Consider the following 17,147-nt stretch of genomic DNA (forward strand, 5'->3'; position numbering starts at 1 on the left):
CTTATGCCTCCGCGACTAAACCGTATTCTTTTGCTTGTTCTAAATTGACTGTGACTAATTTTGATGTTCCTGGCTCAGGCATGGTTACACCGAGTAAGTCTGTTGCCATGGTCATTGCAATTTTATTATGTGTAATGTAAATGAATTGTACCTGTTCAGAAAGTTCTTTTACCAAATTACAAAACCGTTGAACATTGGCATCATCTAAAGGCGCATCAACTTCATCCAGTACACAAAAAGGAGCCGGATTTAGCCTGAAAATTGCAAATACCAAGGCCAATGCAGTCAGTGCTTTCTCTCCACCTGACAATAAAGCCAGAGAACTGTTACGTTTCCCAGGTGGCCGTGCCATTAATTTAATACCAGATTGCCAGTCATCTTCCAAGCTCAGACTGGCCTCACCGCCATTAAAGACTTTAGGAAATAGTACCTGTAGCTCGGCATTTACCTGATCAAAAGTACTCATAAACAGCTTACGGGTTTCCTGATCGATACTTTTCATGGCATTTTTTAGCTGCTCTACAGTATTTTCCAAGTCCCGCATCTGATGAATCAGCTCTTCAAAACGCTGGCTTACCTCATCATATTCCTGTGAAGCAGCCAGGTTTACTGCACCAATTTTTTCAAATTTTTGCTGTATTTTTTCGAGCTGTTGCTGATGACCAGACAAATCAATCTTTAGCCCTAGAACCGGCTCGCTATTTAATTCTTTAAGCTGTTCAGTATAATGCAAAAAGTCTGATTTGGCCGCCTGCCAGGCTAGACGCTTTTCTTCCAGCTCGGTACGCAAAGACTCATCCTGCTGCTGAAAACGATAACGCTGTTCCGTCAGTTGCTGTTGTTTTTCCTGAATCTGATTCAGTTCAACTTGCCATTTATGCCAGCTTTTTTCTAAATTTTCAGTAAGTTGCTGCTGCTGTGAAAATTGCGACTCCAGATTAGGTAACTCCAGCTGAATAGGGTCAACAAATTTTTTAGACTGCTCTATTTGCGTTATAATCTGCTGATACTGGACTTTTAAAAATGAAGCATCTTTTTCCAGCAATTCAATCTGTTGCTTGGTTTGCATTGCCTGCCGGCGTATTAAATCCAGCTCCTGTTGGGCATGTTGCAGATTTTGCTGGGTACTTTCCAGCTGCTCAGTCAGTTCTTCAAATTGGAACTGCTGGGCTTTATAGTTTGGCAGTATCTGCTCGAGCTTTAAATCTAGGGCATGCAGATCAATTTCCAGATCATCCTTTTGCATGGCATCTTCTTGCAGCTGAAGATCAAACTGTTGCAGCTGGATATGTAATTGCTGCTGCTGTAATTTCAGTGCCTGTGCGGTACTTTGTATTTTAGCAATGCTGATATCAAGCTGCTGTAATACTGTTTGCTGCTGCTTAAGCAGATCAAGCTGTAATTGCTGTTGATGCTGCTCAGTCTGGACTTGCTGCTTGACCGTTAACAGCTGAGCTTCTTGCTGTTCCAGCTGCTCACCAGACTGCATTAATAATGCTTCGATTTCTTCCAGACGGATACGGTGGCTTAACATACCTTGTCCGGCTTGGCTGTCATCATCATAATAAAGTGCAATGGCCCAATCTGCACCTACATGATAACCATCGAGTGTCAGGATGGACTGACCAGTATGCAGTTTATCCTTTAAATATAGCGCTTCAGATAAAGTTGTAGCGACCGCAACCTGAGTCCATAAAGAATAATGTGGTGTTTCAATCCAGTTGGCTAAACAGGGTAAGTGGTCCAGTTGAATGAGTTCATCTGAATGGCCTTTAAGTTGTCTTGAAATGTTCTCGCTGAAGCTTTGCCCGGTCTCTAGCACATGTGCAGTCAGCCATTTAGACAGAAACTTTTCAATGAGGCTTGCATATGGTTTGGCCTGCTTGTTCAGTTTAAGTATTTGTACTAACTGTACCTGGTCTTTCTGGATTACCGGGCCATATTGAGTCATCAACTGTTTCAGGTTTTTCTGTTCAGAATATAGTATCTGAATTGATGATTTCAGCTCTCCCAGTTTACTGCTCTTTTGTGTATAGACTGATTCAAGCCCGATAATTTTCTGCTTTCTTGTATTAATCTGCAGTTCTAAAACTTCAATCTGCTGTTGCAACTGCTGTTTTTCAGTATGTCGCTGTTCAAGCTCATCTGATTCATACTGCTGTTGAAGCTGGGCAATCTGGGTATGTAAGGTTTCACGTTGCTGTTCAATCCGACCAATATTTTTTAAGAGCTGCTCGGTCTGCGCCAACATCTGCATTTTCTGCTGTTGCTGTTTTTCGACCTGTTGTTTGAGCTGCTCAAACTGTTGCCCTACCTGTTGCTGCTGGGCTTTTAAAAGTTGTATATCCTGAGTCCGACCTTGGTGCTGCTGTTCCTGTTGCTGTGTCTGCTCATCCAGCTGTTCCTGTTGCTGATACAGATTTTCCAGCTGAAGCTCAATCAACTTCAGCCGTTCTTTAGTCTGAACTTTCTGCTGCTCAAGCTGGTTAAGCATCGTGGTGTTTTGCTGAAATAGTGACTGCTTCTGTTCCAGCGTCATTTTGAGTTCAGCCATTTTTTTTTCAGCTTGCTGCCACTCACTCTGTAAAGGGGCAGATTGCTGCAATAACCGCTGAAACAGCTCGCTGGTCGAGGTCAGATTATGCTCTAGAGTATGTAGCTCAGAACGCACCAGTTTAAAAGACTCTCCCAGTTCATTCATCTGCAAGGTATATTCCTGCTGCAAATGCTGGCTTCGTTCACATTGCACAGAGAGAATTTCGATTTTAAGGGTACGAATCCGGTTTTCCAGTTCCTTGTACTGAACTGCAGTTTCGGCCTGTTTTTTTAAACTTTTTAGCTGACTTTTAAGCTCTAGCGCAATATCTTCCAGACGGGATAGGTTTTGAGTGGTATGTTCAAGATGTAGCAGCGTTTCTCGGCGACGGGCCTGATAACGTGAAATACCGGCGGCCTCCTCAATGAAAACCCGCATTTCATCAGGTTTGGCATCTACCAGCCGGTTAATCATGCCCTGTTCAATAATGGCATAGGAACGTGGGCCCAAACCGGTTCCCAAAAAGATATCGGTTATATCGCGGCGGCGGCAGCGCGTACCATTAAGAAAATATTCAGACTTACCTTCACGGTTAACCTGTCGACGTACAGCCAGTTCGTTATATGCATTGTAGGCGCCGCCCAGTTTTCCATAGGTATTGTCAAAGCGGAGTTCGACACTGGCCATACCCACAGGTTTTCGTTTTGCTGTACCGGTAAAAATAACATCCTGCATGCTGCCACCTCTCAGCTGACGAGCACTAGACTCGCCCATTACCCAGCGAATAGCGTCAATCACATTAGATTTGCCACAGCCATTTGGGCCTACCACTGCACTGCGGCTATCTCTGAAATTCAAGGTGGTTGAATCGGCAAACGATTTGAAGCCGGAAAGTTTTAAACTGCTTAAACGCATAGTGTCCTGATTAGCGACGCGAGCGACGGGCCCAAGCTAATTCGATCTGTTTCATTCGTGTCAGCGATTCCAACACAAGGTTGCGCAAGTGTCGACAAAAATCTTCCATAAATAAAGTGGCTTGTTGTGAATTTCGGTTCAAAATAGCATCAATCACTAATTTAAACAGTTCAAATGACTCCTGCAGCTCACGACGTGAAGTATTTAAGGTCAGAAAATAACTGCGTCTCAAAGAAGGTAACAGCTCATTCAGAAATTTCATCAAATAGAGATTGACAACTAATCCTTGCTGCTCCATCAGATATTCGAAAATCTGATCATAAAATTTTTCCGTATGGCCATGTTTTACCTGCTCCTGCAAATAAACCAGAAGTTGCTGTAGAATCTGGGCATCTGTACCACGCCAGCCCTGACTGATTTGCTGGACCACCTGCCCGAGCAGCAAGCAACTGGTATCAAATAGCGCTCGAACCTGTTGAGGCGACATTTCAGCTACAATTGCCCCCCGACGCGGATAAATCTCAATTAGATGAGTACGCTCTAATAAAAGCAGTGCTTCACGGACTGACCCACGGCTGACATCCAGCTCCTTGGCAATTCTCAATTCCTGTATCCGTTCACCCTCAACCAGTTCTCCGCTGATAATCTGTTCAGCAATGCTTTTAGCAATTTGTTCAGAGAGACTGTCTGTTGCTTTAACTGTCATGACTCACCTACTTTTATTTATATAAACTGCACTGAATGCAGTTTTTTATTGGTAAATGAATTGTTGACAGCTTTAAACTTTAAAACTATGTCATTGTCGGACAATTTTCAGGTATTTTAGGTCAATTCTCACATCATGAAAGAGAAAGCTTTAGAAATAAATACTGACTGCCTGATAAATAAAATATACACCTACGACACTCAACATTCCGGCAAAGCACTTTTTGAGCATAACGGGAGAAAGCATATGGGCGACTCTGGCACCCAGCTTGGCAGTAATGAAACTCATTGTACTGATACCAATAAATGCATAGATATGAACATAGCCAATCGCATTTGGCACTTCTACATTTGCCTGGTGTCCAAACCAGATAAAGCCCAAGGCACCTGCAATGGCAATTGGTAAGCCACAGGCCGCAGAGGTAGCTACAGCCTTTTGCATGATCACACCATGCCGGTTTAAATAAGGCACTGTCAGACTGCCTCCACCAATGCCAAAAATGGCAGAAGCTATACCAATACCTCCTCCGGCCAGCATTTGTACCGGTGCAGAAGGTAATGTGCGGTCCGGATTTACCTGAACATGTGCACCCCTGAACATCTTGTATGCAACCCATATGGCAAACAGCCCAATAGCCAGCTGCAGATGCTGTCCAGACAGCAGATCTGCCACACCCGCTCCCAGAAAAGAACCAAGAACCAAGCCAGGAGCCAAGTTTTTAAACACTGCCCATAATACGGCACCGCGTTTATGATGTGCCATTACCGAACTGATTGAAGTAACAATGATGGTGGCTAAAGAAGTACCAACCGCCATATGCATCAGCACATTCGGATCATAATTTAACTGGGTAAAAACGATATAAAGAATAGGTACAATAATCAGGCCGCCGCCTACTCCAAACAGACCGGCAGCAAAACCTGCAATTGCACCAATCAGCAAATATATGATTAACTCCATCATTAATTTCTCATTTCTCTTTATTTCAATATGGATTTAGATTCCCGCCGGCTCCAGCAACTACTGGCGCAAACACACCATTGCCCTGAGGCAGTAGTACTTAAAGCAGAGACCACCTCAACCAATGATGATGTCCGTGAAATTGCACAGAAAGGAATAAAGTCTGCACTGGTCTGTAGTGCCAGACAAACTCAAGGGCGTGGCCAGCATCAGAGGCCTTGGGTATCGCCTGAAGGAAACATTTATTTAAGCACATTGTTGCAGACAGGAACAGCAATAGACGGCCGGCTGGCTCTTGAAATAGCCCTGAATATCTTGCAATGCCCTTCTTTACAACCCCTTAAACTTCAGGTCAAGTGGCCAAACGACCTTTACAGCCATCAGGGGAAATGGGGCGGCATTCTGGTGGAACCAATTACTGCACAGCAAGCTATTATTGGCGTAGGGATCAACATTTACCAGATACATGATGTACTCGACCAGTCGGTAACTTCGTTGACACAACTGGGTTTGGCTCAAATAGATTTAATGCAACTTATCGCTGAACTTTATCATGCCATCCAGCAGGCAGGAGAATGGTTTAGTCATGGTAGCCATCAGCTGGCAAACCGCTTTAATCATCATGCCGCTTTTTTAAACGATATGGTTTACTTCGAGCATCATCAAGGTATTGCTGAAGGAAAATTCATCGGAATTCAAAATGATGGCGCAGTTACGTTACAAATCGCTGATGAAAGCCATACTTTTTATCAGGGCCGCTTACGCCGTCAGCAGTAAAAAATCAGGGTTGTGCTATGAGAGAGTTATGGTTAGATATTGGCAATACACGCCTGAAATACTGGATTACTGAAGATCAACAGGTGATTGAACATGCAGCCGAGTTGCATTTACAGTCACCGTCTGACTTGCTGTTAGGTCTGATTCAGCACTTTAAAAGTTTAGATTTATCCCGGGTTGGCGTATCTTCGGTTCAGGATAAAAAAAATAATGATCGTATTTATAAAATTTTAAGGTTCCTGAATATTCCTGTAACTTTTGCCAAAGTTCATGCTGAATATGCTGGCCTTGAATGTGCCTATGATGTCACGCAGCTCGGTATTGACCGCTGGCTGCAGGTTCTTGCCGTAGCCCGGCCAAAACAGGACTTATGTATCATCAGCTGTGGAACAGCACTGACTATTGATCTGACACACGGTCATCAGCATTTAGGTGGATATATTTTGCCGAACCTCTATCTGCAACGTGATGCATTGATTCAGCACACTAAAGGAATTCGTATTCCTGAAGCAGCTTTTGATGACTTGAGCCCTGGCCGTAATACACTCGATGCAGTACACCATGGAATATTATTAGGCCTCCTCAGTACTATCAAGCATGTCTTGCTACAGTCCCCCCGTCAGTTAATTCTGACTGGAGGCGATGCACCACTGTTTGCCCGCTTCCTTGAGCAGTATGAACCTGAAGTTGAAACTGATTTACTGCTCAAGGGGCTACAACGTTATATTCATTATTATTCAGTCAGCACATAAGGTTCAATCGCCTGCCACACCTCCGGCAGCTCGGTACAGCCTTCAGAGTCAATAAAGTGCCCTTGATGCTTAGCCTGGATAACTTCAGCATCCAGGCTTTTAGCCTGTTCCAAGCTAAATTTTGGTGGTACACGGTCATCACCCTCTGAATAGATCACAACCCGATGCTCTATCTGCTGCTTTAATAGTTCCAGGTCAATTTTGCAGGCATCAATAAAAGGGTCAACCTCTTCAAGACGCCCTAAACGACCGTTAAAGCCTGCCACCAGTACCAATTGTTTGATCTTCTGGTTCTTTAATTGATGTGATAAGTAATGCAAGGTGGCAATACAGCCCAGACTGTGACCAATAAAGATACTGTTTTCATTAATCTCTTTAATTTGCTCAGCCATTTGCTGATCCCAGTCTTGCAGTTTAGGAGTTGTTGAAGGGTCCAGACGTAGTACCTGCAAACTGACATTTTGCTGTTTGGCATATTGTTGAATCCAGGGGAACCAGTTCTGTTCAGGGCCAGCGGTATAACCATGAACTACAATAACCTGTGTCATTTTTCTTCTCACTTTTGACGATGAATGCCTTGAGTGTGCCGTAAACTATGACTGATTCGGGTAAGCAAATGTTGGGTTTTCTTAACCTTAAAATATCTAAATTCTTAAGCTTGAAAATAAAAAAGAGCGCTTAGTGCGCTCTGTTTTTAAATACGATTAAGGCTTTTTCTGCGGGTCGTTTCCGCCAAAAAGCGGGCCTGCGCCACCACCGCCACCAAACTGTTTTTGCAGATTGCCAAGTGAACGCATCATCTTGCTCATACCTGCGGGATTGGAGAACTTTTTCATCATTTTTGCCATCTGAGCATGCTGTTTAATCAGTTTATTGACTTCGGCGACGTCCATACCACAACCAGCAGCAATACGTTTTTTACGGCTCGGATTAATCAGGTCAGGATTACGGCGCTCTTTTACAGTCATAGACTGAATGATAGCTTCCATTTTCTTGACCTGCTTTTCAGGATTAGCCTGCTCTAGCGCCTGCTGAATTCCTGAGTTGCTCATACCTGGCAACTTGTCCAGAAAACCCATCATGCCGCCCATTTTGCTCATCTGTTCGAATTGCATCAGCATATCTTCAAAGTTAAAACTGCCACCTTTTTGCAGTTTCTTCGCCATTTTTTCGGCTTTTTCTTTGTCGATCTTACGTTCAACTTCTTCGACCAGTGACAGAACATCACCCATACCCAGAATACGCTGTGCAACACGTTCCGGATGGAAAGGTTCCAGGGCATCAAGTTTCTCACCCATCCCCAGAAATTTGATTGGCTTGCCGGTAATAGCACGCACTGACAATGCCGCACCACCGCGTGCATCACCATCAGTTTTGGTCAGGATCACGCCAGTCAAAGGCAAGGCATCATTGAACGCCTTGGCAGTATTTGCAGCATCCTGACCAGTCATGGCATCTACCACGAACAGGGTTTCAGTTGGCTGAATGGCAGCATGGAGTGCTTTAATTTCACCCATCATGTCATCATCAATATGCAGACGGCCTGCAGTATCGACAATCAGCACATCAGCAAACTTGATCTTGGCCTGTTCTATGGCACGATTCGCAATAACAATCGGATCTTCATCAGCACTTGACTCAATGAATTCCGCACCGACTTCATTCGCAACGGTCTGAAGCTGTTTAATGGCTGCCGGGCGGTAAATATCGGCAGAAACCATTGCTACTTTTTTCTTTTGACGTTCTTTTAAAAAGCGAGCCAATTTTGCAGCAGTTGTCGTTTTACCAGCGCCCTGCAAACCTGCAAGTAGTACTATAACCGGAGGCTTTGCAGCTAAGTCAAGACTTTCATTAGCCTCTCCCATCATTTTGGTCAGTTCGTCATAGACGATCTTGACAAAAGCCTGCCCAGGAGAAAGTTGGCTCATAACTTCCTGACCCAATGCCTGTTCCTTAACTTTCGCAATAAATTCACGAGTTACAGGTAACGCAACATCGGCTTCAAGAAGCGCCATACGTACTTCGCGTAACGTATCTTTAATATTGTCTTCGGTCAGTTGCCCTGAGCCAGTAACATTTCTTAAACTCTGCGTGAGTCGTTCTGTTAAGGTATCAAACATTGCAAAATCCGCTTAAAATGGCCAGTTGCAAAAAATCTTTCCTAAAAATAGAAAATTTATGCATAGAATGCTATAGGATACTGTAGTTCGCGTAGAATTTATATCTTATAACTTCAATATTCATAGTCCGAGAAAAGGTTTGACATGCTCAGTCTCCCCTTGGTTTTTACGATCTTAGCATTAATCGCTTATACCACATCATTCTGGTATTTGTTTGTTAATTTAATGTCTAAACATCAACCAAACCATGGGCTCATCGGCATTATGCTGGGCTTAGGACTTTTTCTGCATGCAGCAGTATTGTATAGCGATATGCTTACACCAGCGGGCATTAATTATGATGTTTTCAACCTGATGTCTTTCACCTCAGGACTGATGCTGCTGTTGAGCCTGCTGTTTAGTACTTACCGACCGGTATTGGCCTTAAACCTGTTAGGTATACCTGTAGCGGCGACCGGTCTGGTCATGGGATTCGCTTTTAGCCGTCCGACCCAGATTATTGAGCAGCGGGATTTAGGTTTAGACCTGCACATTATCTTATCATTATCTGCATACGCGGTTCTGCTGATGGCAACTATTCATGCGGTGCTGCTCTGGTTCCAGAACCGTGAACTTAAAAACAAACAGAAACGCCGGATTTGGGTGAATTTATTGCCTTCTGTTCAGGCAATGGAATCCCTGCTATTTGACCTGATTATTACCGGCTTTATTTTACTTACGATTGCCTTGGGTCTGGGTTTCTTTACTGTTGATAACTTCTTCGCCCAGCATCTGGCTCATAAAACGGCTTTTAGTATCATTTCCTGGTTTATTTATGGTGCCCTTTTACTTGGGCATTACAAATTCGGCTGGCGTGGTCAAAAGGCGATTCGCTTTACATTAGTCGGTTTTCTTTTGCTGGCTATTGGCTTCATTGGCAGTAAATTTATTTTAGAAATGATATTAGGCCGTTAAATAAAATTGAGTATTTTTTGAATCTCAGTTTTACGTCAGCTTCTTATTTTAATACTGGATGTACACGACCAATACGCAAGGCTAATGGCCATTTAACCAGTTTGGTCTGTTGAGGATTGCCCCACATTGCCACTAATTCGGCTTGAAGTGACTTTAAGGGATCAATACCCAAGCTCTGTCTGGCTTGTTTTAATGCAGACCATGTACTGATATACCCGAGAAGCTGTTCCAGATTCCACATCATGTGCATGTTCAGAGCAGGTGTTTCAACTGGTTGAAATGGAAAAGCCAAGTTCTGGTATTCATCTTCTACATGGCGCCGTTCAGGAGGCCAATAAGGCATGATGGTGTCGTAGTAAAAATGTTGAATAGGTGCATTTACCTCTCCGTCTACATGTAACACACCATAACTTATCAGAGCGATTATGGCATCTGGACGTGCAACCCGTCTCACCTCTTCATAAAAACTTTCCAGTTTAAGCCAGTGCGCGGCTTGCGCGACCGTGATCAGATCTACACTTTCTCCGGGTAGTCCACTATTATCTGCCAAGGCAGTTTTATAGTTTATCCGTTGATGTGGCTGAGCCTTGGCAATCTGCTCTGTACTGGCATCTGTCGCAACCACCTCATCAAAATACTCGGCAAGCAAGACCGAAAGTTGGCCTGTACCGCAGCCACAATCCAATGCACGCGCACAAGATGGAGCAAGCTCGGCCAGCATTTTGGCTAATATATGGGGGTAATTCGGCCGGTACAATGCATACTGTCTTGAGTCTTTTGAAAAATGGTCCTTAAACTGTCGGTTTTCCATGGGAACCCATCCTGCCTGAATTTGAATAAAACCTTGTACAATGCAAAGCCTATCCTGTTGCTATCTATTAAAATAGTTAAAATACAAAGTAGTTTGGTAGATTAATTGATCCTCATAACTTAGTTTAATTCTATTAAAGCTTATTTTATCTCGATTCTGGACATCCCACTTAAAAATGCGTATAACGCTGTTTTTTCATTGTCCAGGTAAGACACTGTGAAACTTGTTCTTGCGCCTATGGAAGGCTTAACTGATCCGATTATGCGGGATGTACTCACACATGTGGGGAGCTTTGACTGGTGTGTGACCGAGTTTATTCGTGTTACGGACTCTGTTCTGCCCGACCATATCTATTACAGTTATTGTCCTGAATTAAAAACTGAAGGTAAAACAGCCGCAGGTACTCCGGTTCATGTCCAGTTTTTAGGCAATAATCCTGAAATGCTGGCGGCAAATGCGGTACGCGCTGCTACACTAGGTGCTCCCGCAATCGATATGAATTTTGGCTGCCCGGCAAAAACTGTAAACCGCCATCGTGGTGGTTCTGTACTCCTAGATGAACCAGAAGTTGTATACGAGCTAGTAAAAGCTGTACGTGATGCAGTCCCGGCCCATATTCCAGTTTCGGCTAAAATGCGCTTAGGCTATATGGACCGTAACTTTATGTTGGACAATGCGCATGCTATTGAAGATGCAGGCGCATCTTGGGTGACAGTTCATGCCCGTACCAAAGCTGATGGTTATACTCCGCCTGCGTTCTGGGACCAGCTGCAACCCATTCGTGAAGCCCTGAAGATTAATGTAATTGCTAATGGCGAAATCTGGAACAACACTGATGCACGTCAATGCCAGCTAGAATCTGGCTGTGAAGATTTGATGATTGGACGTGGTGCCGTTACCACCCCTGATTTAACCCAATGCATCCGCAATAACTCAGATGAACCTCTGCTTTGCTGGCAAGACCTGTTAGCTTTACAGATACGCTTTATCAATGGTCCATCCAAAACTGAAATCGGTATGGTTGGCCGTTATAAACAGTGGTTAGGCATGATGTCAAAACATTATCCAGAAGCAAAAATGCTGTGGAATGAAATCAAACGTCTGAAAAAAATTGACGAAATTAATGAAAAGATCACAATACAGTTGGCCAGTCCGTAAAATTAAAATATGATAGACTGGCCATACCGTTACTTAACTTGTGAAACAAAAGTAGGTAACTGCCAGGCTCCACCTGCAAAACCTTTGCATTGACCAGTGGTTGCATTGTAACTTTCTACAAAACCGTTACTGGTCCAGACCCACTCCTGCCGGCTCCAGCAGTCTCCCAAGCCACGCCCTTTATGATGGGCAAAAATTTCACCCTCACTAAAACTTGAACCCTGTGTAGTTGCCAGATGCTTGACCTGTTTAAGTTGAGGGTCCATCACCCAGTAACCTGAACCGGCATTATAGGCACCACGCCAGCACGGACTTTCAACTACAACATTCTGCTTGTCTAATGGATAGACCGTTATCTGGTCATGATCAGGATAATTTGCTTCAAATAAAATTGGACAGCCTTCCCGGTCTGCTGTTTTTTTAAATTTAGTAATTAGTGCCTTGGCTTGCGGGCTATTTAAGGCGAAATGTCGTGCTGTGCCCGGCCGGTAGGTTTTAGTAAGTACTGGCATAGACTGGGCCTTGATTACTTTATCTTGGCTGACATTTCCAAAACGAATCAGAGCAGATGCAGTATCTACCCGGTTCTGAAAGGCATCCATTTTAAGTAATACTGCGGTTGCGCCCTGATCAGACAGTTGCCACTGCTCCTTACCCAAACTAAAGACAATCTGGCTACTGCCCTTTAAAGCGGTTAAAAGATGCTGGGTCTGCTGTTTAGAGAGCGTACCACGCGCATTGTCTCTTTTTAGTATAATACTGCCCAGCGGGCGACCATTAATATATAAACTAAGATAAGGAGTACCTTTAATCTGTTCCAGAAATTTTCGTCTTCATGACTAATCTGGACCTGAGCCAGCACTGCGGTATCTGGCCCAGCCTTACGTGTCAACAAAACAGATACCGGATGGGAGATGTTTTCTTCAGTCTGATAACCGGCAGCACGACAGGTACCTGTATTTTCACAGGCGAGTGACCAGTCTTTATATTCAAAGGCCAAACTGGCAGAGGTACCGGCCAGACATAATGTAGGCCACATTAAAATAGCGCCGAGACCAAATACTGTTTTCATACTGGCTTCCTGTACTTATTTTATTGTCCCTGATATTGAATTGCATCTGCCCAGATGCCTAGTTTGAAATTGTAAATAAAAAGAAATAATTATAGTTTTTTTAAAGTTTTTTATTTACTGAGGCAGTTTAATGGCCGTAATTTTCCAGCTCCACCCACTACGACTCAAGATAAAGCTGGTATACCTATTAGCTGCAGGTACCTGAACTCTAAACCTGTTTATGCTCAAATACCCAGCCTTGTAATTTAAAGCTGTTTGTGAAGAAGATGCTGAAGCAACAGATGCCCCAGATAAGAATGAGGCAGCAGCTTTTTTAGGTTCAGGCAGATGATAAACAACTGATGAGCGTTCATACCGGGTGAGCCGGATTACTTCTGAGAACTCTTTCCCTTGTAGTAACAGTGCGACACCATATGGATTAACCAGAGTTTCTACCAGGTAGCCAGTTAAGCTGATTGTAAGCTGCGCACCAAATTGCTCAAACGGATTAGAGCGTTGCTCAAAACCCATTTTTTGCTCTAAGTATTGGCTTAGCTGACTTTTTAAGCTTTGCCGCACAGCGGGATAATAGATATAGGCTGAAAGTTTGCCAGGCTGATTCTCCTCAACTGCCTGCTTAACCTGATAAAGTACCCAATAAGGTGATGCAAACCACCAACCGGCAATCAATAATACCAATAATCCACTGAATACTTTCAGAATTTTCATATAACCTTTATACCATTTTATCTAAACTGGTGATGTTTATTTATTGCATCATTGGTTTCAGTTTTAGTCTTCTTTCAGCTATTCAGTTTTTATCTTAAAATCTCTGTGCCTTAGTTAATTCTTACTTTTTATTGAGCATACATTATAGTAGCAAAGGCATCACGCACATGCTGATTAATATAAGCTGTGAGTCCTTTACCACTGACTGCAAGCTGCTTCATCTTTTCGACATGATGTTCGCCCGCACTAATATAGGTATAGACATATTGTTTGGCTGATCCTTTAAACTGCACCATGATATAGTCCGAACCAATATAATAAAATTCAATATGGGATTTACCGCTAACGTCTTTATATGCTTCCAAGATCAGGCCCACCTGTCTCTTAACACAGTCGCCCTATTCTATCCTGCAAGGTGAGCAACTGATTTTTTAATTTACGTTGTATTAGTTTAATCTTTCAGCCCTACCGCTTTGTATAATTTTGATCAACGGGCAAACGCTGAAAAGCAACCTGAATACTTCATGTATTTAAATAATGGCTAATAAGTTCAGCTGCCATAAAATTAGGCTTCCCATGATAAAAGATACTTATAATTATTTTTCAGGCTCACATTGTACCGGCATTGCGAAACCCTCACCCTGAATAAATCCAGTCTGGTTATTTTCATTTATTGCCAGAATAAAATTGGCTGCAATATCTTTTTGTCCCTCCATTGCCAATTCATTCGCTGAGGCTAAAAGATGCTGCCGGTCATATAAAATTTTTGCTTGTCCTGACCAACAAGCGCTATAGGCACAAACCTTTAACTCACCAGCTTGCTGCAGCTGGATATACATCGGCGTAAAATTTTCCTGATTTATTTCACAGCCACGCGCACCACAATAGATTTCGAAATCATGATTTTTGCAGCTCCAGTTGGCTGCATAAATCAAAGGGCTAGCCAACAGCAGGCTTAAAAATAAAGTACGAATCATGACCGATTAAATCTAGAAAATTTATCGGCCAAAATAGCGTACTTAATATCAGGAACAAAATACTTTTATTTACAATCTTGAGGTCAGATCAAAATTTTATCAGGATGAAATATTAGGACTTTCTTCTTCATCTTCATAGATATAAGACATGCAACCCCAACCATCATATTCGCCGTCAAATTCTCCAGCAATTTTAGTAAACCATTCTTCTAGGTCCACAATATCTTCATGTTCAGGAATCATATTAATATGAATATTTACTATCCATAAGTTTGCCCCGTCAGTCTGCTCGTCTTCCTGAAACATGGAAACTTTTTGTTCCTGCTGCAGTAAATGTAGCGCGCACTTTTCTGCCAGTTCCTGAGTTTTAAAAACAATAGAAAATTCGACCTCATGCAGGTCGCTCAAGTCATTGCCATCTTCATACATTTGCCAAAGTACATCGCCATTTTCATCGTCAGGAAATTGCTGATAGTCACGAGTCATGAGATTATCCTTGTTATGCTTGTGGTCATTATAAATAAATCATCATTATTCAATATCAGCACAAAGATTAATCTATTTTAATTTCACATGACCAGCTTAATTCTGTTTCTAATTAATTCATGATGATTTTAAATATAAAGTTTATAACCAGGCATCTGGTTTAAGAACTAGCCTGTTTTATATTTAAATTAATTTATATAGCTAATATACCAGTTTAAAGATCACCTGCGATTAAAACGGGATAGCCATATTAATTTCAATCAAATCTTTGCTTAGCGGTTGCTGGAAAGCCAGGTAACTGGCATGCAATGCCATTCGCTTTAAGTAAAAACCACCAGGTTCAGGGTGATATAGCTTATCTCCCATAATAGGATGTCCAATATATTGCATATGTACTCTTAACTGGTGCGAACGACCAGTTATAGGTGTCAGCAATACCCGGCTCATGTCATGCTCCTCATGATATTGAAGCACCTGAAATAAGGTTTTAGCCGATTTTCCCAGTTCAAAATGTACAATTTGCCGCGGACGGTTTTCCCAATCGGTAATTAATGGCACATCAATACTGCCCTGATCGTTAAGCTGGCCCTGTATCAGCGCAACATAGCGCTTGGTTACGGTACGTGCCTGAAACATTTTGCTGATCGCGACTTCTGCATCACGATGTTTGGCAAACATCAGGATACCTGAAGTTGCCATATCCAGCCGATGGGTGATCTTAGCATGCGGATATTTTTCCAACAGACGTAGATATGCGCTGTCCTGATGCTCAGGCAGACGTCCGGGTACAGAAAGTAATCCTGCTGGTTTATCTATAATAATTAAATCATCATCTTCATATATAATAGATAATGGCTGTTGCGGCGGTGCATAGATAAAGGGTTGATTCAAAGCCATGCGGTTATATGAAGAATGAATTAGCCCGAAAAATAACAAGGGATTATACAGCTGTCAATTCTTGATTTATAACAGGTTAATCAGTTGATTTTCTGGTCTAGAATTCAAACTGAAAGGGCAGCTTTATATTTTTGAAAGTATTATTTTGATAGTTCTACTATCTAAAGATTTATTGTAATAACAGAATATTTCAGGTGTCAGGGAAAACTTTACGGTTTACTTCAACTATCATAACTTTGTAAGTGATGATCTTATAGCCTATAAACTTCTGGTTTATAGCGTCCTAAGCCGAATCGAGACCTTTTGGGTAAGTACTGCACTCGCGTTTTGCGCCGCTCACAGCATGCTACTCTTTTCGATCCCTACTACACCTTGAGATCTACTTTAACTAATGCTGGACGGAATTAATTTTCGAAGTTCAGTTAATTTTTATATTTTTTAGAAAAATTTTCTACTAAAAGTAAAGTTTTAAGGATTTTTTCTTTTATCTCTCATTTTTTAATATTTTTATTGCAGTAAAGTTTATTTTTACAGAATTATTTTCTTTTAAAATCAGAAAACTTCTAACTCTATATTTATCTCGTCATTAAATAATTTTATTTTATTACTTTAAGTTTCGTTTGTTGAGCTCAGTTAATAGATCTAGCTGAATTTCCTGAATTTTAGCTAACCGGTCCCACTGGTGCATCAGCAGATGATCAAGCTTTTCATGTAAATGCCGGATTTCAAGCTCTGCTTTCAGGTTGACCTGATAATCATTTTGCGAACGTAACCGGTCTTTGGCTTCCTGCCGGTTCTGACTCATCATAATAATAGGCGCCTGCACTGCAGCCAGACATGATAAAATCAGGTTTAGCAAGATAAATGGATAAGGATCTGCCGGACGGTTTATCATTATAACGGTATTGACTAATATCCAGCCTGCCAGAAAAAGTGTAAAACAGATCAGAAATGCCCAGCTACCACCAAAAGTTGCTATTTTATCGGCCATCCGTTCACCCAGTGTCCAGTTCTGGTCAAATTCTGATTCTGTGTCTTTTGTAATAAGCTCATGTTCTTGCAAGCTTTGAATAACTTCATACTGAAGACTAGAAACTTCCCCCTGTTCAGACTTTAATAACCCTTGCACGTACTGCATACGATAATGGGTTAAATCAACCTGACAAATATAATCATGAACAGACCATGCTGGAAAATCTTTTGCTATTTCCTGTGTAATATCTTGCCGTACCGTATCTAAAGGAATCAGACTCTTTTCATTAAAATTTCTTTTACAAACCAGACATTTATGTAATTCGTTTTTATCATTCATCCTTAT

General features: G+C 42.2%; 18 protein-coding genes. 4 read left to right on the forward strand and 14 right to left on the reverse strand.

Annotation, left to right across the window (positions count from 1 at the left end; genetic code table 11):
• Window position 1: 1 nt before the first annotated feature.
• The 3 genes from smc to ACRAD_RS11330 all read right to left on the reverse strand — a co-directional run bounded on the left by smc (window position 2) and on the right by ACRAD_RS11330 (window position 5,117).
• Window positions 2-3,451: a chromosome segregation protein SMC gene (gene smc / locus ACRAD_RS11320; RefSeq protein WP_005027551.1), complete on the reverse strand. Its 3,450-nt coding sequence runs from the start codon at window positions 3,449-3,451 to the stop codon at window positions 2-4.
• A gap of 10 nt (window positions 3,452-3,461) precedes the next feature.
• A complete protein-coding gene (locus ACRAD_RS11325; RefSeq protein ID WP_005018832.1) occupies window positions 3,462-4,157 on the reverse strand; it encodes a GntR family transcriptional regulator in 696 nt (231 codons plus the stop codon).
• Window positions 4,158-4,307: 150 nt separating this feature from the next.
• Window positions 4,308-5,117, reverse strand: coding sequence for a sulfite exporter TauE/SafE family protein (locus ACRAD_RS11330; RefSeq protein ID WP_026055462.1), 810 nt, complete (start codon window positions 5,115-5,117; stop codon window positions 4,308-4,310).
• Between the two features lie 30 nt (window positions 5,118-5,147).
• Between ACRAD_RS11330 and ACRAD_RS11335 the strand changes: the two genes are divergently transcribed.
• Window positions 5,148-5,894, forward strand: a complete 747-nt coding sequence (locus ACRAD_RS11335; RefSeq protein ID WP_005027555.1) for a biotin--[acetyl-CoA-carboxylase] ligase — start codon at window positions 5,148-5,150, stop codon at window positions 5,892-5,894.
• A gap of 17 nt (window positions 5,895-5,911) precedes the next feature.
• Window positions 5,912-6,646: a type III pantothenate kinase gene (locus ACRAD_RS11340; RefSeq protein ID WP_005027558.1), complete on the forward strand. Its 735-nt coding sequence runs from the start codon at window positions 5,912-5,914 to the stop codon at window positions 6,644-6,646.
• Here ACRAD_RS11340 and ACRAD_RS11345 read toward each other — a convergent pair.
• Entirely contained in the window at window positions 6,628-7,194 is a 567-nt protein-coding gene (locus ACRAD_RS11345; protein ID WP_005018825.1) for an RBBP9/YdeN family alpha/beta hydrolase, read from the reverse strand. The two genes, ACRAD_RS11340 and ACRAD_RS11345, sit on opposite strands and share 19 nt — an antisense overlap.
• A gap of 156 nt (window positions 7,195-7,350) precedes the next feature.
• Window positions 7,351-8,766 (reverse strand): signal recognition particle protein, encoded by a 1,416-nt coding sequence (gene ffh, locus ACRAD_RS11350; RefSeq protein WP_005018824.1) that lies wholly within the window; start codon window positions 8,764-8,766, stop codon window positions 7,351-7,353.
• 144 nt (window positions 8,767-8,910) lie between these two features.
• On the opposite strand from ffh, the gene ACRAD_RS11355 reads away from it, so the two are divergent.
• Entirely contained in the window at window positions 8,911-9,720 is an 810-nt protein-coding gene (locus tag ACRAD_RS11355) for a cytochrome C assembly family protein (RefSeq protein WP_005027562.1), read from the forward strand.
• A gap of 43 nt (window positions 9,721-9,763) precedes the next feature.
• Here the strand turns inward: ACRAD_RS11355 and ACRAD_RS11360 are convergent, their stop codons facing one another.
• Entirely contained in the window at window positions 9,764-10,531 is a 768-nt protein-coding gene (locus tag ACRAD_RS11360) for a class I SAM-dependent methyltransferase (RefSeq protein ID WP_005027564.1), read from the reverse strand.
• 216 nt (window positions 10,532-10,747) lie between these two features.
• On the opposite strand from ACRAD_RS11360, the gene ACRAD_RS11365 reads away from it, so the two are divergent.
• Complete coding sequence (locus ACRAD_RS11365) at window positions 10,748-11,689, forward strand: tRNA-dihydrouridine synthase (RefSeq protein WP_005027566.1); 942 nt, start codon at window positions 10,748-10,750, stop codon at window positions 11,687-11,689.
• A gap of 29 nt (window positions 11,690-11,718) precedes the next feature.
• Here the strand turns inward: ACRAD_RS11365 and ACRAD_RS11370 are convergent, their stop codons facing one another.
• From ACRAD_RS11370 to ACRAD_RS11400, 8 genes are all read right to left on the reverse strand, one after another.
• Window positions 11,719-12,510 (reverse strand): DUF1176 domain-containing protein, encoded by a 792-nt coding sequence (locus ACRAD_RS11370; RefSeq protein WP_319938792.1) that lies wholly within the window; start codon window positions 12,508-12,510, stop codon window positions 11,719-11,721.
• On the reverse strand, window positions 12,438-12,761 hold the full coding sequence (locus ACRAD_RS16705) for a DUF1176 domain-containing protein (protein ID WP_005027571.1): 324 nt from the start codon (window positions 12,759-12,761) through the stop codon (window positions 12,438-12,440). The genes ACRAD_RS11370 and ACRAD_RS16705 overlap by 73 nt, the downstream gene beginning before the upstream one ends.
• A 114-nt stretch (window positions 12,762-12,875) precedes the next feature.
• Window positions 12,876-13,469: a DUF2939 domain-containing protein gene (locus tag ACRAD_RS11375; protein WP_005027573.1), complete on the reverse strand. Its 594-nt coding sequence runs from the start codon at window positions 13,467-13,469 to the stop codon at window positions 12,876-12,878.
• Window positions 13,470-13,597: 128 nt separating this feature from the next.
• Window positions 13,598-13,834 (reverse strand): hypothetical protein, encoded by a 237-nt coding sequence (locus tag ACRAD_RS11380; protein ID WP_026443988.1) that lies wholly within the window; start codon window positions 13,832-13,834, stop codon window positions 13,598-13,600.
• Window positions 13,835-14,065: 231 nt separating this feature from the next.
• Window positions 14,066-14,446, reverse strand: a complete 381-nt coding sequence (locus ACRAD_RS11385; protein WP_005027576.1) for a hypothetical protein — start codon at window positions 14,444-14,446, stop codon at window positions 14,066-14,068.
• Window positions 14,447-14,545: 99 nt separating this feature from the next.
• Window positions 14,546-14,932 carry a ribonuclease E inhibitor RraB gene (locus tag ACRAD_RS11390; RefSeq protein WP_005018810.1) on the reverse strand — a complete coding sequence of 129 codons (387 nt, stop codon included), beginning with the start codon at window positions 14,930-14,932 and terminating at the stop codon, window positions 14,546-14,548.
• Window positions 14,933-15,163: 231 nt separating this feature from the next.
• Window positions 15,164-15,829 carry an RluA family pseudouridine synthase gene (locus ACRAD_RS11395; protein WP_005027579.1) on the reverse strand — a complete coding sequence of 222 codons (666 nt, stop codon included), beginning with the start codon at window positions 15,827-15,829 and terminating at the stop codon, window positions 15,164-15,166.
• Window positions 15,830-16,433: 604 nt separating this feature from the next.
• Window positions 16,434-17,141, reverse strand: a complete 708-nt coding sequence (locus ACRAD_RS11400; RefSeq protein WP_005027581.1) for a DUF1003 domain-containing protein — start codon at window positions 17,139-17,141, stop codon at window positions 16,434-16,436.
• Between the last annotated feature and the right edge of the window lie 6 nt (window positions 17,142-17,147).

The sequence above is a fragment of the Acinetobacter radioresistens DSM 6976 = NBRC 102413 = CIP 103788 genome (assembly GCF_006757745.1).
Taxonomy (GTDB): domain Bacteria; phylum Pseudomonadota; class Gammaproteobacteria; order Pseudomonadales; family Moraxellaceae; genus Acinetobacter; species Acinetobacter radioresistens.

Coding starts and splice junctions, on each gene's coding strand:
- smc (WP_005027551.1), bottom strand. CDS start 3,451: ATGCGTTTAAGCAGTTTAAAACTTTCCGGCTTCAAATCGTTTGCCGAT.
- ACRAD_RS11325 (WP_005018832.1), bottom strand. CDS start 4,157: ATGACAGTTAAAGCAACAGACAGTCTCTCTGAACAAATTGCTAAAAGC.
- ACRAD_RS11330 (WP_026055462.1), bottom strand. CDS start 5,117: ATGGAGTTAATCATATATTTGCTGATTGGTGCAATTGCAGGTTTTGCT.
- ACRAD_RS11335 (WP_005027555.1), top strand. CDS start 5,148: ATGGATTTAGATTCCCGCCGGCTCCAGCAACTACTGGCGCAAACACAC.
- ACRAD_RS11340 (WP_005027558.1), top strand. CDS start 5,912: ATGAGAGAGTTATGGTTAGATATTGGCAATACACGCCTGAAATACTGG.
- ACRAD_RS11345 (WP_005018825.1), bottom strand. CDS start 7,194: ATGACACAGGTTATTGTAGTTCATGGTTATACCGCTGGCCCTGAACAG.
- ffh (WP_005018824.1), bottom strand. CDS start 8,766: ATGTTTGATACCTTAACAGAACGACTCACGCAGAGTTTAAGAAATGTT.
- ACRAD_RS11355 (WP_005027562.1), top strand. CDS start 8,911: ATGCTCAGTCTCCCCTTGGTTTTTACGATCTTAGCATTAATCGCTTAT.
- ACRAD_RS11360 (WP_005027564.1), bottom strand. CDS start 10,531: ATGGAAAACCGACAGTTTAAGGACCATTTTTCAAAAGACTCAAGACAG.
- ACRAD_RS16705 (WP_005027571.1), bottom strand. CDS start 12,761: ATGAAAACAGTATTTGGTCTCGGCGCTATTTTAATGTGGCCTACATTA.
- ACRAD_RS11375 (WP_005027573.1), bottom strand. CDS start 13,469: ATGAAAATTCTGAAAGTATTCAGTGGATTATTGGTATTATTGATTGCC.
- ACRAD_RS11385 (WP_005027576.1), bottom strand. CDS start 14,446: ATGATTCGTACTTTATTTTTAAGCCTGCTGTTGGCTAGCCCTTTGATT.
- ACRAD_RS11390 (WP_005018810.1), bottom strand. CDS start 14,932: ATGACTCGTGACTATCAGCAATTTCCTGACGATGAAAATGGCGATGTA.
- ACRAD_RS11395 (WP_005027579.1), bottom strand. CDS start 15,829: ATGGCTTTGAATCAACCCTTTATCTATGCACCGCCGCAACAGCCATTA.
- ACRAD_RS11400 (WP_005027581.1), bottom strand. CDS start 17,141: ATGAATGATAAAAACGAATTACATAAATGTCTGGTTTGTAAAAGAAAT.